13 protein-coding genes are annotated in these 17688 nt (G+C 33.6%); 1 reads left to right on the top strand and 12 read right to left on the bottom strand.

Features of this window, described 5'->3' with window-relative positions; translation table 11 throughout:
• The first annotated feature begins 57 nt into the window (after window positions 1-57).
• Window positions 58-2226 (top strand): primosomal protein N', encoded by a 2169-nt coding sequence (gene priA, locus A9G12_RS01520; protein ID WP_065564149.1) that lies wholly within the window; start codon window positions 58-60, stop codon window positions 2224-2226.
• Between the two features lie 44 nt (window positions 2227-2270).
• Here the strand turns inward: priA and A9G12_RS01515 are convergent, their stop codons facing one another.
• The 12 genes from A9G12_RS01515 to A9G12_RS01460 form a co-directional block, all read right to left on the bottom strand.
• A complete protein-coding gene (locus A9G12_RS01515; protein WP_065564116.1) occupies window positions 2271-2582 on the bottom strand; it encodes a ComEA family DNA-binding protein in 312 nt (103 codons plus the stop codon).
• 153 nt (window positions 2583-2735) lie between these two features.
• Window positions 2736-4595, bottom strand: coding sequence for a SurA N-terminal domain-containing protein (locus A9G12_RS01510; protein WP_081299618.1), 1860 nt, complete (start codon window positions 4593-4595; stop codon window positions 2736-2738).
• Window positions 4596-4727: 132 nt separating this feature from the next.
• Window positions 4728-7163, bottom strand: coding sequence for an endopeptidase La (gene lon / locus A9G12_RS01505; protein ID WP_081299617.1), 2436 nt, complete (start codon window positions 7161-7163; stop codon window positions 4728-4730).
• Between the two features lie 184 nt (window positions 7164-7347).
• On the bottom strand, window positions 7348-8613 hold the full coding sequence (gene clpX / locus A9G12_RS01500; protein ID WP_304362709.1) for an ATP-dependent protease ATP-binding subunit ClpX: 1266 nt from the start codon (window positions 8611-8613) through the stop codon (window positions 7348-7350).
• A 21-nt stretch (window positions 8614-8634) separates the two neighbouring features.
• Window positions 8635-9237: an ATP-dependent Clp endopeptidase proteolytic subunit ClpP gene (clpP, locus tag A9G12_RS01495; protein WP_065564113.1), complete on the bottom strand. Its 603-nt coding sequence runs from the start codon at window positions 9235-9237 to the stop codon at window positions 8635-8637.
• Window positions 9238-9328: 91 nt separating this feature from the next.
• Entirely contained in the window at window positions 9329-10630 is a 1302-nt protein-coding gene (tig, locus tag A9G12_RS01490) for a trigger factor (protein WP_065564112.1), read from the bottom strand.
• 122 nt (window positions 10631-10752) lie between these two features.
• Window positions 10753-11766: a UDP-3-O-(3-hydroxymyristoyl)glucosamine N-acyltransferase gene (gene lpxD / locus A9G12_RS01485; RefSeq protein ID WP_065564111.1), complete on the bottom strand. Its 1014-nt coding sequence runs from the start codon at window positions 11764-11766 to the stop codon at window positions 10753-10755.
• On the bottom strand, window positions 11766-12254 hold the full coding sequence (locus A9G12_RS01480) for an OmpH family outer membrane protein (protein ID WP_065564110.1): 489 nt from the start codon (window positions 12252-12254) through the stop codon (window positions 11766-11768). Before A9G12_RS01480 ends, lpxD begins: the two co-directional genes overlap by 1 nt.
• Window positions 12255-12295: 41 nt before the next feature.
• The gene (gene bamA / locus A9G12_RS01475) at window positions 12296-14716 is read right to left on the bottom strand and encodes an outer membrane protein assembly factor BamA (protein ID WP_065564109.1); all 2421 of its coding nucleotides are present in this window, start codon (window positions 14714-14716) and stop codon (window positions 12296-12298) included.
• 25 nt (window positions 14717-14741) lie between these two features.
• Window positions 14742-16061 carry an RIP metalloprotease RseP gene (gene rseP, locus A9G12_RS01470; RefSeq protein WP_176701733.1) on the bottom strand — a complete coding sequence of 440 codons (1320 nt, stop codon included), beginning with the start codon at window positions 16059-16061 and terminating at the stop codon, window positions 14742-14744.
• Between the two features lie 14 nt (window positions 16062-16075).
• Window positions 16076-16918 carry a phosphatidate cytidylyltransferase gene (locus tag A9G12_RS01465; RefSeq protein WP_065564107.1) on the bottom strand — a complete coding sequence of 281 codons (843 nt, stop codon included), beginning with the start codon at window positions 16916-16918 and terminating at the stop codon, window positions 16076-16078.
• Window positions 16912-17643: an isoprenyl transferase gene (locus A9G12_RS01460; protein WP_065564106.1), complete on the bottom strand. Its 732-nt coding sequence runs from the start codon at window positions 17641-17643 to the stop codon at window positions 16912-16914. The genes A9G12_RS01465 and A9G12_RS01460 overlap by 7 nt, the downstream gene beginning before the upstream one ends.
• Window positions 17644-17688 lie beyond the last annotated feature (45 nt).

Below are 17688 nucleotides of genomic sequence, written 5' to 3'. Positions count from 1 at the left end.
CTTATAAAAAAACTGCGTACAATGAATAATCTATTTAATTTTTATTGTGACTTTTTAATGCTTGTTGCTCATGTGGCTTTACCTGTACCAATTTATCGACTTTTTGATTATCAATTAGTGATACCTGCACAAATAGGTATGCGAGTTAAAGTCCCTTTTGGAAATCGAGAATCAATTGGCATAATTGTAAACATAGATCAACAAAGCAAATTTGATATAGAAGAATTAAAACCAATCATTGCAGTTATTGATACTACTCCTCTTTTTACTAATTCAATTTGGCAATTACTAAATTGGGCGATAAATTATTACCATTACCCAATGGGTGAAGTGTTATTTCATGCAATGCCTATTCTATTAAGGCAAGGAAGAAAAGCTATTAACGATGAAATTAAACAATGGCAATTAACTGAGCTTGGTCGAAAAATCGATTTACAAACATTATCTCGATCGCCTAAACAAAAATTATTATTATCATCCTTTAGAGCTAACTCAATTATAGAAACTAATTTTAAATTAGCTACCTATCATGAATTACAAAGAAAACTACTTATACAACAACAAATAATCCCCAAAAATCTAATAGATTGGCGTAATAATTTTTCAATCAATCCAAATTCTATTAAATTAAATAACGAGCAATTGCATGCAATTACAACAATAAATAACCAAAATCACCATTTTGGTGTATTTTTATTAGACGGTGTAACCGGCTCTGGAAAAACCGAAGTCTATTTGAATATTCTTTCTAAAATTCTTGCCTCAGGTAAGCAAGCACTAGTACTTGTTCCTGAAATTAGTCTAACCCCACAAACAATTAAACGCTTTCAACAACGTTTTAATGCACCTATTGATGTTCTGCATTCAGCATTAACGGAAAAACAAAGGTTAAATGTTTGGTTAAGAAGTAAACATGGTGAAACGGCTGTTTTAATTGGAACTCGTTCTTCCTTATTTACGCCATTCAAAAATTTAGGGATGATTATTATCGATGAAGAACATGATAGTTCCTATAAACAACAAGAAGGTTGGCGCTATCATGCCCGTGACTTAGCTATTATTCGAGCTAAAATCGACAATATACCAATTATCTTAGGTTCAGCTACGCCTTCATTAGAAACTTTAAATAATACCCACAACGGTAAGTACCAATTATTACCACTGACAGAAAGAGCAGGTAATGCTACATTTGCTAAACAATCTATTTTAGATCTACGCGGACTAGTACTTAAAGCTGGCTTATCACAACCATTAATAGCAAAAATAAAACAACATTTATCTAATAATAATCAAATAATATTATTCTTAAATCGTCGAGGTTTTTCACCATTGTTGATCTGTCATGATTGTGGTTGGATAGCCGAATGCCCACGCTGTGATCGACCTTATACGTATCATCAAAAACAACATAAGCTTATTTGTCATTATTGTGATACAACAAGAATAGTTCCAGAACAATGTCCTAAATGTGGTTCTACTCATTTAATTCCTATAGGTTTTGGCACTGAACAATTAGAAAAACAACTAGAAATATTATTCCCTAATACCAAAATTAGTCGCATAGATCGTGATACTGTAAGCAAAAAAGGAGCATTAAATAGTTATTTAACAAATATTCAACAAGGTGGTGCTCATATTTTAGTTGGCACACAAATTTTAGCCAAAGGTCATCATTTCCCTGATGTTACATTAGTTGGGATTGTTGATGTAGATGGCGCATTGTTTTCTAGTGATTTTCGGGCAACTGAAAGATTTGCGCAAATTTACACTCAGGTATCGGGGCGTGCCGGACGAGAAAACAAAACTGGAGAAGTTATTTTACAAACTTATCATCCAGATCACCCATTATTAAATGTTCTACTAACCAAAGGTTATCAAGAATTTGCTAAGCTTACCTTACAAGAAAGACAACAGACTCAATTACCTCCCTTCAGCTATCAAGTGCTTATTCGTGCAGCAGATCGTAATAACCATTACGCGCCAAATTTTTTGCAAAAAATTTATGATTGGATAAAAATTAATAGCGACCAGGCATTATGGCAACTGGGACCAATGCCAGCAAACCAACCTAAAAAAGCAGGCTACAATCGTTGGCAGTTATTATTGCAACATACTAACCGGCAAAAATTACAACAAATATTAGATCAACTTATTATTGCTATGGAAAAATGGGATGAAATACCAAAAGTCCGATGGAGTATTGATGTTGATCCTATTGATAACTAGATTTAATCTAATTTCCACCGATATGAACCGGTGGTTTAAAGAAATTATAAAATAATTTTACCTAAATTTTTATCCAATGTGGCTTGGCCAATACCTGATACTTCTTTCAATTGCTCTACAGAAATAAAAGGTCCAAATTTTTCACGATATTCAATAATTTTTTGGGCTTTACTTGCACCTATCCCATTTAAGACTTTAGTCAGTTCTTCTGCAGAAGCGGTGTTAATGTTAACTTGCTCAATTTGCTTTTGTTTCTGTTCCTGATTAACCGATTCTATAGCTGTTGAATCAGCAAGACTTATATTAGAAAATGTTATACTACATAATAAAAAACATAATATTGAAAATATTTTCATTTGACTAACCTCTAAAAATTGTTATGCAATTAATTTTGCCTTACAACTATCTCAATAAATCAAATAAAAAATTTTTTATAGTTATAAAAATGAGAAAAACCACATAAGTGGCTTTTCTATTTTTATAATTTTGATGCTATTTTTCGAGATAAATCACAAATTAGAATTTGGCATAAATTCAATTTTAGCTTTTGATCGAATATCAGCAGCAAAATAAAAATGTGTATTATCAATCAACAAAGGACGTAATTCGGCACTAATATCTTGGTATTCTTTTGGTGTATTTACTCCTGTTAGTGCTACAATATAAGCTTCTTTATCATTTAAAGATTTTGCACCAAAAACACCTTTTCCGGTTGTTGATGGTTGTAGATCAAAAACCATATCTACAATTTGTTTATCCAAGTCTTTAGAATCACGAGTTAATGTATAATTTTTTGTAAATTGTACATTGCTAGAAGTTCCTGACTCTTTTAATTCATCTAAAATGTTATCAATCGTCGATTTAAAACGACTATTCGCTATACTTATGTATAGTTTTTTATTGATTATATCCCTAACTTCTTCAAATGGTGCTATACCTTCTGGACGATAATCAACAACTTGAATAATAAAATCATATTCATCTAAATCTTTACCAACATGTATTAATTCAGAAATTTTATTAGTAGCTTTATCATCTACTATCATTTCATCACTAAAGATTACATCTCTTACTTCAGGATAAGCCGTAATTGAAAGTTGATTATTATAAGAAATCCAATTAGTGTTAAAAATTTTAAGTCCAGTTTTGTTAGCAAGATCTTCAATTGATACCGATGGCTCTTCTAAACCTTCCTTCATTTTATTCTCAATATTCAGAAAAGCTTGTTGTAATTTCTGCTTTCTTAATTTTGAACCAATTACAGATTTCGCATAATCAAAATCCATAGGTGTTGACTTTTGTATGTTTTCTAATTTAACAATTACATAGCCATTATCAGTGGCAATAGGTGTAGAAATTTGACCAATATTATCTAAATTAGCCTCTTTAAAAGCTTGCGGTAAAGAATCATCATCAGTAAACCAACCTAAAGAACCATTTTTACCGTAAGGTGATATTTCACTATTTTGGTTAACTTTATTTACAACACTATCGAAATCAACACCAGATAAAAGTTCTTTATTAATATCATCCGCTTCTTCTTTATTAGTTACATAAATTACACTAAATGACTTTTTAGTTGGATATCTATAGGTTTTATTATTTGTCTCATATTCCTGTTTAATTTCATTATCTGTGACTTTAATTGTCTTTAATAAATCTTCTTTAGTGTTTACAATATATTTAACTTTTGCTCTTTCTTTTCTAAAGAACTCTTTTTGATGTTCTTCATAATATTTTTGTTCATCTTCTGTAGTTATATTAACATCATCCATGTTAACTGCCGATGTATTAATTAAGTCAGCATAAATACTTCTTGTCTGTTTTTGTAATGATGATATTTCTGAATCTATTGGTAGAACAAAATCAGTCATAACTACCGCATTTAAAACTTGTTGTTGTTGTAATACTTTCCTTAATATTTCAGCGTAAGCATCGGGAGTAAAATCATTTAATTCTAATATTTTTAAATACTTATCATTATTGAACTGACCATTTTCAAAAAAATCCACCTGTTTTCGAATATTATCCTTAACTTGATCATTACTAATATTAGTATTTAAATCTTCAGCGAATTTATAAGCCAAATAATTATCAATTTGATAATACAAAACATTACGCCGTAATTGCTTAATAAAAGAACTATCCCCATTTGCATTGGCAGTAACTCTTCTAGCCTGATTTTCAAATTCAGCACGACTGATACCTTCACCATTTACTTTAGCAATATATTCTTGTTGATCTCGAGAGCTATTACCACCACCAAAACCCAAAAAACCGATGCCCGTAAAAATAAAAGATACTATTATTATTGCAAAAATAATTTTAACGACAACATGGTTTGCCGCTGTTCGGATTGTCTCCATCATTTCTTGCGATTCTCCATAAACCTAACGTTGAATACTGGCAAGTATAGCATATTTACTTAAATTGGCTATTCTCTGCATATTAAGGTGTAAAAAAAAGATCAACGTTATGTTGATCTTTTTAAGATTATAAAATTAGTTCAACCGACTTGGAACTTCAATATTACTTTTTACTTTCTTGATTGACTTTTTAGCAATAGATTTAACAGTAGCCTTTTTTGTTACTGGGGCTATACCAAAAGGATTATCCTGTAAGGCAATAGCTATAACTTCATCAATCCATTTAACAGGATGAATATCTAGTTCCGCTTTAACATTATCTGGAATTTCTTCTAAATCTTTAACATTATCAACAGGTATAAGAACTGTTTTAATGCCACCTCGGTGGGCGGCTAATAATTTTTCCTTTAGCCCTCCTATTGGTAGGACTTCACCACGCAATGTTATTTCTCCAGTCATTGCCACATCCGAACGAACAGGATTACCTGTTAACGTTGAAATTAAAGAAGTACACATTGCAATACCTGCGCTAGGTCCATCTTTTGGAGTAGCACCATCAGGCACATGCACATGAATATCTCGTTTTTCATAAAAATCAGGATTAATACCTAATTTTTCAGCACGAGAACGTACAACAGTTAAAGCTGTTTGGATAGACTCTTGCATAACATCACCCAAAGACCCGGTATAAGTTAATTTTCCTTTACCTGGTACACTTACCGATTCAATAGTCAATAAATCGCCACCAACTTCAGTCCAAGCAAGACCAATAACTTGACCAATTCTATTTTCATTATCAGTTTTACCATAATCAAATCGTTGAATACCTAGAAATTCTTTTAGATTATCTTGAGTTATAGTAACTTTTTTCAATTTGCTATTTAAAGCTAATTGTTTGACTACTTTTCGACAAATTTTAGCAATCTCTCGTTCTAAGCTACGCACTCCTGCTTCTCGAGTATAATAACGAATAATACCGATAATAGCGGAATCATCAATACTGATTTCCCTTACTTTTAAACCATTATTCTCAATTTGTTTGGTTATTAAATGTTGTTTGGCTATATTTAATTTTTCATCTTCTGTATAACCAGAAAGGCGAATAACTTCCATACGATCTAACAAAGGTGCAGGAATATTCATGGAGTTTGCTGTAGCAACAAACATCACATCCGACAAATCATAATCAACTTCCAAATAATGATCACTAAAAGCATTATTTTGTTCTGGATCAAGTACTTCTAATAATGCAGAGGCAGGATCTCCACGCATATCAGATGCCATTTTATCAATTTCATCTAGTAAAAATAATGGGTTTTTAACGCCTACCTTAACCATACGTTGGACTAACTTACCCGGCATAGAACCAATATAAGTACGTCTATGACCTCGAATTTCCGCCTCATCACGCACACCACCTAAAGCCATTCTAACATACTTACGCCCCGTGGCTTTGGCTATAGACTGTCCAAGTGAAGTTTTACCTACTCCTGGAGGACCGACTAAACATAAAATTGGGCCTTTAACTTTATTAACTCGTCCTTGTACTGCTAAATATTCCAAGATACGATCTTTTACCCTTTCAAGTCCATAATGATCTTTATCTAGAACTTTTTGAGCACCTTCAATATCTTTTTTTACATTACTTCGTTTATACCAAGGAACTTGAATCATCCAGTCTATATATCCACGAACTACGGTCGCTTCTGCCGACATGGCTGGCATCATTTTCAATTTATTCAATTCAGCTAATGCTTTATCAGTAGCTTCTTGTGGCATTTTAGCTTTAATGATTTTAGTTCTTAACTCTTCATATTCATCAGGTTTACTATCAATATCACCTAACTCTTTATGAATTGCTTTAATTTGTTCATTAAGATAATACTCTTTTTGGGCTTTTTCCATTTGTTGCTTAACCCGTTGGCGAATATTTTTCTCAACTTGTAACAAATCAATCTCTGCTTCCATCATAGAAATAAGCAATTCAAAACGCTTCTCAAGATCAGCTGTTACCAATATTTCTTGCTTCTGTTCTACTTTTAAAAATAAAGTAGCCGCAATCGAATCTGCAAGCTGTGAAGAATCTTTAATTAAACGAATGGAGTCAACCACTTCCTGAGTGACTTTTTTATTAAGCTTTGCATATTCATCAAAATTAGATAACACAACTCGGATAAGCGCTTCATTTAAATCATTTGACTTTTTTTTCTCTTTTAAAGGAGTAATATTAGCAATTAAAAAGTCATCCTCTTTTCGTTCTACAATATCTACAATTTCAGCGCGCTCAACTCCTTCAACTAACACTTTTACTGTACCATCTGGTAGTTGAAGTAACTGTAAAATATTAGCTACTGTTCCGATTTCGTATAAATCATCTACATCTGGTTCATCTTGTGATGGATTCTTTTGTGTAACGAGAAAAACTTGTTTATCCATTTCCATTGCACTTTCAAGGCAACGTATTGATTTATTTCGGCCAACAAAGAGAGGAATTACCATATGTGGAAAAACCACCACATCACGCAATGGCAATATAGGCATAATCATCTGTTTTGCTTGTTTAGTTTTCATTTCATTCTCTCTATTAGTACCAACCTATCTACTAATTATTGGGATTATTTTTAGATATTCAAGCCTACTTTATCACACAATATATATACTATTTTTAAAAGTCCGAAACTTGTTTTTCAATAAAAATTAGTACAGATAACTTAGATTACTTATCGCCATTTTATAGCGATAAGTAATTGATATTTTAAGCTGAAAGTTCGGTATTTGACTCATAAATTAATTGTGGTGCTTGAGATTGTTCAACTGTTTCTCGATCTACAATGACTTTTTTTACATTTCTAGTAGATGGTAAGTCATACATGGTATCTAATAAAATATTTTCCACAATTGAACGCAATCCTCTCGCCCCAGTTTTCCGTTGCATTGCTTTGATAGCAATAGCATCTAGTGCTTCTTTAGAAAATTCAAGCTTAGTACCATCCAAATCAAATAACGTTTGGAATTGTTTAGTTAAGGCATTTTTAGGCTCGGTTAAAATGCTAATTAAAGCATCTTTATCCAATTCAGATAAAGTACCAATAACTGGTAACCTACCAATAAATTCAGGAATTAATCCAAATTTAACTAAATCCTCCGGTTCTATTTGTGCTAATAGTTCTGATTGCGTCGCCTTTTGCTTGCTACTTTTCACTTCAGCACTAAAACCAATTCCGGTATTAGTTGAAACTCGATTTTCAATAACTTTATCTAAGCCACTAAAAGCGCCTCCACAAATAAAAAGAATCTTTGATGTATCAACTTGTAAAAATTCCTGCTGAGGATGTTTACGTCCACCTTTGGGGGGTACCGATGCAACAGTGCCTTCAATGATTTTTAATAAAGCTTGCTGAACACCTTCTCCAGATACATCCCGAGTAATGGAAGGATTATCAGATTTGCGTGAGATTTTATCAATTTCATCTACATAAATGATACCGCGTTGCGCCTTTTCAACATCATAGTCACAATTTTGTAATAATTTTTGAATAATATTCTCGACATCTTCGCCAACGTAACCTGCTTCGGTAAGCGTTGTGGCATCAGCCATAGCAAAAGGTACATCTAAAAAACGGGCTAAAGTTTCAGCTAATAAAGTTTTACCACTTCCTGTTGGACCAATTAATAAAATATTACTTTTACCTAATTCAACATCATCTCGATTAGTGTAATTACGTAAACGTTTATAATGATTATAGACCGCAACCGATAAAACTTTTTTGGCGCGTTCTTGGCCAATTACGTATTCATCAAGATGCGCTCGAATTTCATGTGGTGTAGGTAATGGTTTATTAATGAACTCTTCATGCGAAAGGAAGCTTTTTGTCTCTTCTTTTAAGATGTCATTGCATAATCCAATACATTCATTACAAATATAAATAGATGATGGACCAGCAATCAGTTTGCGCACTTCATGCTGACTTTTTCCACAAAAAGTACAATAGAGTAATTTTTCTGAATTTTCATTATTCACTATTAACACCTACCTATTATATTAAGATCGTTTACTATATATGGCATCGACTAAACCATATTCAACTGCTTTTTTAGCAGACATAAAATTATCACGATCAGTATCTTTCTCAATTACGCTAATATCTTGCCCTGTGTGCAAAGCCAAAATATTATTTAACCTACTCTTAACTTGTAATATTTCTTGTGCATGAATTTGAATATCAGAAGCTTGTCCCTGAAAACCACCTAGTGGTTGATGAATCATAACTCTAGCATTAGGTAAGCAAAAACGTTTACCCTTAGTTCCAGCTGTTAAAAGTAAAGACCCCATTGAGCATGCTTGCCCTAAACAAATAGTACTAACATCAGGTTTGATAAATTGCATGGTGTCATAAATAGCCATACCAGCCGTGACCACACCACCAGGTGAATTAATATATAAGTAAATATCTTTTTCGGGATTTTCCGCTTCAAGAAATAACATTTGTGCAATAACAAGATTGGCCATGTTATCTTCAACTTGACCTGTCAAAAAAATAATCCGTTCTTTCAACAATCGTGAATAAATATCATAAGCTCTTTCACCACGAGAACTCTGCTCAACAACCATGGGAATAACGCTCATATATGGATCCAAAGACATTTATATCTCCTATTAAACAAAATAGCCCAAACAGATATTCCTAATTTGGGCTTATAATGATCTTATTGTAATAAATAAAATAGTTAATAAATTAAGCTGGTTGCTGATTCATTAACTCTGAAAAAGAATAATTCTTATCAGTTACCTTAGCACTCGCTAACAATAAATCTATTACTTGATCTTCTAATGCTACAGAACGAATGTTATCCATCGCTTTTTTGTCTTTACTATAATATTCTAAAACTTCTTTAGGATCTTCATAAGCAGTAGCTATTTCATCAATCAACGATTTCACTCGTTCATCATCAGCCTTAAGTTTGTTACTTTCAATAAACTCAGCAAATAATAATCCGACAGTAACACGTTGTTTTGCTTCTGCTTCAAATAACTCTTTGGGAAGATCCATAGATTGTTTAGAATTACCACCAAATCGAGATACTGCTTGTTGACGTAACACGTCAATTTCACGTTCAATTAATGCTACTGGCACTTCAATTTCGTTATTTTTCACTAATCCATCAATGACTTGCGTCTTGATTTTATTACGAATTGTTGCCTTAAGCTCACGTGACATATTCTTTTTAACTTCTGCCCGGAGACTATCAATAGTTCCGTCAGCAATACCAAAACGCTTTATAACATCTGCAGTCAGTTCAGGAAGTTCAAGTTTCTCAACTTTTTTTAGTGTGGTTGCAAATACTGCAGGCTTACCCTTCAGATTTTCAGCATGATAATCTTCCGGGAAAGTTACATTAATATCAAACTTATCTTCGGCCTTATGACCAACAATAACATCTTCAAAACCAGGGATCATACGACCTTGACCTAATACTAATGCAAAATCATTAGCTTTACCACCATCAAACTCGGCACCATCAACTTGACCTATAAAATCTAAAGTTACCCGATTTTGTTCTTTAGCAGCTTGATCAACTTCTTTCCAAGTACCTTGTTGCTTACGTAAAGTTTCGATCATAGTTTCGATATCTGCATCACTAATTTCTGCAACAGGTTTTTCGACTTCAATTTTATCTAAATTCTTAATTTCAACTTGTGGATAAACTTCAAATTCAACAGTAAAGGTGTAATCCGCACCATTTTTGAACTCGGTAGGAGTATAAATTGGTGCACCTGCGGGGTTTAGTTTTTCTTGGATAATTGCTTCCACAAAGTTTCTTTGCATCAGATCACTTAATGTGTCTTGCAAAATAGAAGCACCATAACGTTGCTCGACAATTTTTAAAGGTACTTTACCCTTACGGAAACCATCAATACGTACTTTTTTGGCTGTATTAACTAACTCTTTTTCAATAGCTTTTGTAATATCTTCAGCTTTAATAGTAATAGATAAACGTCGACCTAAACCTTGTGTTGTTTCAACCGAAACTTGCATCTTTATACCTCGGAATTATTAAATATTATCTACTCATAATTATATAAAAAATATAATTGAGTTAAAAAACTTTCAAAATAGGCAGGCATTATACCGAGCGTAGTCACTCACGTCGAGACATTTCATTGTTTCTTTTCAAGTGCTTTCAAACGCTTATTCATTTCATCAATATGCAAGACTAATGAAGCAGTTTTTCGCCATACTTTATTTTCTTGTAATGGGATACCTGACGAATAAATACCAGGTTTACTAATTGGACGCATTACCATCCCCATTCCAGTCACTGTAACTTGATCACAGATTTCCATATGTCCATTGATAACACTTGCTCCACCGATTAAACAATGGCGACCAATGGTTAAGCTTCCGGCCATAATAACACCACCAGCTACCGCTGTATGATCACCAATGATATCGTTATGGGCAATTTGACATTGATTGTCAATAATAACACCATTACCAATGATAGTATCATCAAGAGCCCCGCGATCTATCGTGGTTGAAGCGCCAATTTCTACATTGTCACCTATTACAACTCGACCAAGTTGAGGGATTTTGATCCATTTACCTTTATCATTAGCATAACCAAACCCATCTGCACCAATCACTGTTCCTGACTGGATCAAACAATTTTTACCAATCACGCAATTATGATAAATGGATACATTTGCCCATAGTTTACTACCAGAACCAATTACGGTGTTCTTACCAATAAAACACCCTGCACCTATTACACAATTATCACCCAATACTACACCACTTTCTATAACTGCATTGGCACCTATAGCAATATTATTTCCTAATTTAGTAGTGGAATCTATTACCGCTGATGGTGCAATATCATATGCAGGCGAAGGCGTGGTATCAAGGCTCTGGGCTAATTTGGCATAAGTAAGATATGGATCTTTTACTACTAGAGCTGCCCCATGCCAATGTTCTATGCTGTCTTGCGTCATTACTACAGCAGAAGCTTTGCATGAGATTAGTTGATTCTGTAATTTTTTGTCAGACAAAAAAGTTATTTGCCCGGCTATTGCACTTTTCATTGATGCCACACCTGTAATGATTAAATCACCATCACCATGTAATTTGGCATCAAGTTTTTCTGCTAGTTGCTCTAAACGAAAAGCAAACATTATTTTTTAACCTTGTCCAATACTTTATCTGAAATATCTACTGCATCTGATGCAAATAATGTTGCTTCAGCTTTCAAAATAATATCGTATTTTTCATTTTTCTCAATATCTTTAACTGCTTCTTGAATTTTAAGTAATAGTTTTCCAGCTTCTTCTGATTCACGCTTACGATAATCTGCTGAAAAAGCTTTAGCTTTATTTTCAAAATCAGAAATAGTTTTATTTAATTTAGCTTTTTCAGATGAAGACAATGTTAAACCATCTTTTTTCAAACGAGCGGAAGCATCACCAGCTTTCTTTTCTTCTTCTTGTAATGATTTAGCTCTAGCTTCAAACTCTTTATCTAAAGCTTTTCCAACTGTTTCACGTTGAGGCATACGTTGTAATACAGACATTACATCTACAACACCGATTTTAACTTCTGCATTGGCCATGCCAGTAAATAATAATGCCGCACTAACGCCAAGGATAGATATAATTTTTTTCACTTTTTTCACCTATGTATAATTTATTTATTTACAACACTAAACTACCATGTTGAACCTATATTAAACTGAAATTGTTGAGACGAATCTCCATCATATTTCTTAAATGGTTGGGCATAAGAAAATACCAATGGTCCTAGCGGAGACATCCATTGTACTGCCAGCCCTGCAGACATTCGCACATCAGACGGGGAACTATAATCTGGTATATCATGGTTACTTTTTACGTTCCATTCTGTATCCCATACAGTACCTGCATCAAAGAAAAATGAAGTTCGAATACTATTTGCATATTTCTCACTAGCAAATGGCGTTGGTACAATCAACTCGGCACTACCAAAGGCCAAAGCATTCCCACCCACGGCATCTTTAGATTTAACGCATTCTTTAGTATTATCCAAATCACAACCAATCCTATTAAAATACACTGCTTTTGGACCTACGGTATTGGATTTAAAACCACGAAGAACTGATGAGCCGCCGGCAAAGAAGTTTTCATAAAACGGTAATTCTTTACCACCAAGCCCATTACCATATCCTACACGACCTCGAGTCAAAAATATCCAATTATGATCAGTATCTATTGGATAATAGTAAGAAGCGTCAGTGATTAATTTATAGAACCGGTTATCAAATAACGGCGCAGTAACTTTTGCATTTGCGGTAATTTTTAAGCCATCAGTCGGGAAAAATCCTCGATCTAAAGAGTTATAAGTCCAATAAGCATTCAATAACACGTCATTAGTATTATAAGTAAATGATGAACCTTTATTCTTCATTTTTTCGCCCATCGAATCAAAATAACGCCACATACTATATTGTGGGTCCATATCAGATAGCTTATGATTCGCGAACTCAGTACCAAAACGCAGGAAGTTATTTTCGCTAATTGGAAAACCTAAATTGGCTTCGGCACCCCATGTTTTACTAGAATATTCTGATTCTTCATCATCATCAGCTTTGTAAGTATTGTAATAGATGCTACCACCTAAACTTACACCATCAACAGTAAAATACGGATCAACAATTGAAATTGAGGCAGTTTTATCGGTATTGGTTGTATTAATATCAAATGAAACACTATTACCTGTTCCTAACCAGTTATCTTGCGAAATACCCGCATTGAAACTAACTCCGCTATCAGAACCAATACCAACACCAAACTTGATACTACCAGTATTACGCTCCGCGACCTTATAAATAATATCTACCTGATCATCTACACCAGGAACTCGTTCTGTACTTGCTTCAACGGTATCAAAAAATCCCAAACGATTTAGACGTTCTTTACCTAATTCGACTAAACCATTACTTAACCATGCACCTTCCATTTGACGAAGTTCACGGCGAACAACACTATCACTGGTTATGGTATTACCCACTATTTTAATGTTGCGAACATAATAACGCTGACCAACATCTACAAGTACGGTCAATTTTACAGTATGCGCGGTATCATCCATCTCTGGTTGAATCACAACTTGAGGATAAGCATAACCAAAATTAGCTAATAGACGCTTAACATTATCTTCTATTTCAGTTATTTTTTTACCATTATACAGTTCACCTACAGCAACTCGTTCTTTTGCTATTTTGGCAACAGCTTCTTTATGCCCAGCAAAATTACCTTTGAAGTCAAGATCTGATAATTTATACTGTTCACCTTCATGAATATTAATGGTAACGTAAATGCCTTTTTTATCAGGTGTTAAGCTTACTTGGGTAGATTCAACATTAAAGCGTGCATAACCACGATTGAGGTAAAAACTTTGCAACTCGTCTAAGTCCGCAGCCAATTTTTGTTTTTGATATTTACGATCTCCAAGCATATTCCACCAAGGAACCTCATCTCGTAAGGAAAACCGCGAAATAAGTTCTTCTGAAGAATAAGCTTTGGCTCCAACAATATTAATCTGATCGATTAATGCTGATTTACCTTCAGCTATTACTAATTTTAAATCGACTCGATTACGTGATAATGGTATTACTTCTGCTTTAATTTGAGCATTATATTTACCAACACTGTAATAAAAATCTTCAAGACCTTTCTCAATACCAGAGAGCATTGTACGATCTAAGGCTTCACCTTCACGAACGCCAGAACTATCTAAATTCTTTTTCAGCATGTCATCTTTAACAGATTTATTACCAGAGAAAGTAATATTCGCAATAGTTGGGCGTTCTTCTACATGAACAATTAATCTGTCGCCATCTCTCGAAACGCTAATATTATCAAAATTACCACTAGAATAAAGTGATTTAATAATTTTACCTAAGTCAGCTTCATTAACATAATCACCAACTTGCACAGGCATTTCCAGTAATGCCGCGCCTACAGTTACTCGCTGTAAGCCCTCAAATTTAATATCTTTAACCACAAAATCTTCAACACAAAATGCGTTGGAACTATATACTGCTGTGGTGCTAAACAGCAAAGATGCTATAAGTAATTTATTTATTTTCATTGTAAATGTTTATAACCTCATTCCATCACAATCGTAAAACATCATTAAATAGTGCAATTCCCATAATTACCATTAATAAAACAAAACCAATTCGATACAACAGTTCTTGTGTGCTATCTGATAAGGCATTTCCTTTTATCTTTTCTAAAAATAAAAATACTAAATGCCCACCGTCTAACATTGGTAATGGAACAAGATTGATCACACCCAAACTTACACTAATAAATGCTAAAAAATATAAATAGGGAGTAAAACCATAACTTGCTGTTTGCCCTGCGCTTTTTGCTATAGTTATTGGTCCAGATAAATGTTTAAGACCAATAACGCCTGTTACTAACTGATAAAGTGAATGAACAGTTAATCTTGTCGTTAATCCTGTTTGCCTCAATCCTTTACCAAATCCTTCAAAAAAACCGTACTGCTTAACTACTGCATTGGATGTAGGATATATTCCTGCAATGCCTTCACCATTTGCATTAATTGTTGGTACTAAGTTAATATAAATATCCTTATTTTCTCTATTAACCTTTAAAATCATAGGAATAGATTTTTTAATTTCGGCTGAAAAGTCATTCCAGTTAACATAAGAATGATCATTATAGCTAATAATTTTATCACCTTTTTGCAAACCAGCTTTTTCAGCCGCGGAACCTGCTACAATTTTACTCACAATTGGATAAATTTCCAATGTTTTAGGAATAAAACCAAATGCTGTGATAGCAGATTCTTTTTCTATATCAAAACGCCAGTGACTAATATTAATATCTTTTTTAAATTCTTCCGATTGATTTTTATCATAATTTTCTAAATAAGATAAAGATACACTATCTTGCCCCAAAATGGAAATTAATGTTAAATTTACATCATCCCAACTGTCTATTTTTATATTATTAATCTCTTTTAACTCTGCTCCTGGTGGAATGCCCGCTGTTGCGGCAGGTGACCCGGGGACTGTTGCCTGTATTTGAACCGGATAAGTCATCACACCCATTAAAAAAATCAGCCAATAAAAAATAAAAGCTAATAAAAAATTAGCCAACGGCCCTGCAAAAATAATTGCAGCTCTTTGCCAAATTTTCTTGTTATCAAAAGCAAATTTTTCTTCATTAGTTGATAATGTCACTAATTTACTATTGAGCATTCTAACATAACCACCAAGAGGAATCATAGCAATAACCAATTCGGTTCCACTCGAAAATTTATGTGACCACAATTTTTTACCAAAACCAATTGAAAAACACTCTACTTTAACACCACATAGGCGAGCAACAAAAAAATGCCCAAATTCATGAACAGTAACTAATATACTGATAGTTATAATAAATAACAATAATGCCCAAAGCAAAATCGATCACCTTTTTATAATAAATATAAGGATAATACAGCAAAGATTGGAACTGCAGCTGTTAAACTATCAATGCGATCTAAAATACCACCATGCCCAGGAATTAAATGACCACTATCTTTTATCCCGGCTTCGCGTTTGAACATGCTTTCAGTTAAATCACCTAATACCGAAACCAAAATAGCTAATAAAGAACTGATAGCATAAGTGCTAAAGTTAATTGCGAAAATTCCAGAAACATAAGAGAGCAAACTCACTATAATTGCAAGTAACACTCCCCCAATAAAACCTTCTATAGTTTTACCGGGTGATACCTTAGGAGCTAATTTATGTCGACCAAAGCTACGCCCAGCAAAATAAGCACCAGTATCGGTTGCCCACACCAAAACAAATACATACATTAACCAACTAGCACCAGTATAAGTATTGGACATATAATTAATAGATCTTAATTCAATCATACCGATAAAAAACGGTACTAAAGTAAAAAAAGCAAATAATAATTTTACAATCACTGAATTACACCAATATTTGGAGGTGATTGGGTAACTAACAACCAAAACCAGAGCAACTACCCACCAAGCAGCAGCCAGAATTAATAGCACACTAAATAGCTGTAATTTGGCTACAATTGTCATAGGAAAGTAATAGAGTAAACTTAACAAAATAATAGTTGCTAGTGAAAAAACTAACCTTGATTGTTTATTGGTAAGATGCAGAAATTGTGCCCACTCCCAAGCAGCCAAACCAGCAACCACAATCATGATACCTACAAATATCGATAAAGGGGCTATAAAAAGTGCAATGAACACTAATGGAATAAGTATAATTGCAGCAAATATACGTTGAATTAGCATGTTTGTTCCTTATCATCAATACCACCAAAGCGCCGTTCTCTGGTATTAAATGCTTTAATTGCTTCATCAAATAACGATGGATTAAAATCAGGCCACAAAATATCGGTAAAATAAAGTTCAGAATAAGCAATTTGCCATAACAAAAAGTTACTAATCCGATAATCCCCACCAGTACGAATAACTAGATCAACTTCGGGCAAATTATATAAGCTCATTTCAAGGCTAAAACGCTCTTCGGTAATATCATCTAAGGTTAGATGACCATTTACAACTTGTTCAGTAATTTTTTTTGCTGACTGCAAAATGTCCCAACGCCCACCATAATTAGCCGCAATATTTAAAACCAAACCCGAATTATTTTTAGTTAATTGTTCAGCATTAATTATCATATTTTGTAGATGGTTACTAAACCGTGAAATATCACCAATAATGTTTAAACGGACATTATTTTTATTTAAACTTTTCATTTCACGATTCAATGCGTAGATAAATAGAGAAATTAATGCTGAAACTTCAGTTGAGGGGCGCTTCCAGTTTTCACTACTAAATGCATATAAGGTCAAAACTTTTACACCAATACTAGCTGCATAGGTTACAATTTTTCGAACTGCCTTTAAGCCAGCTCTGTGCCCAACAGCACGTATTTGGTTTCGGTGTTGTGCCCAACGACCATTCCCGTCCATAATAATAGCCACATGACTAGGAACACATTGTTGTTGGGTCATACCGTCATACTCTGTACTGTTTCAATCATTTTTGCACTTACGCCA

The organism is Gilliamella sp. wkB112, assembly GCF_001690685.1.
GTDB lineage: Bacteria > Pseudomonadota > Gammaproteobacteria > Enterobacterales > Orbaceae > Gilliamella > Gilliamella apicola_J.
This window is presented reverse-complemented; position numbering and strand designations above follow the sequence as displayed.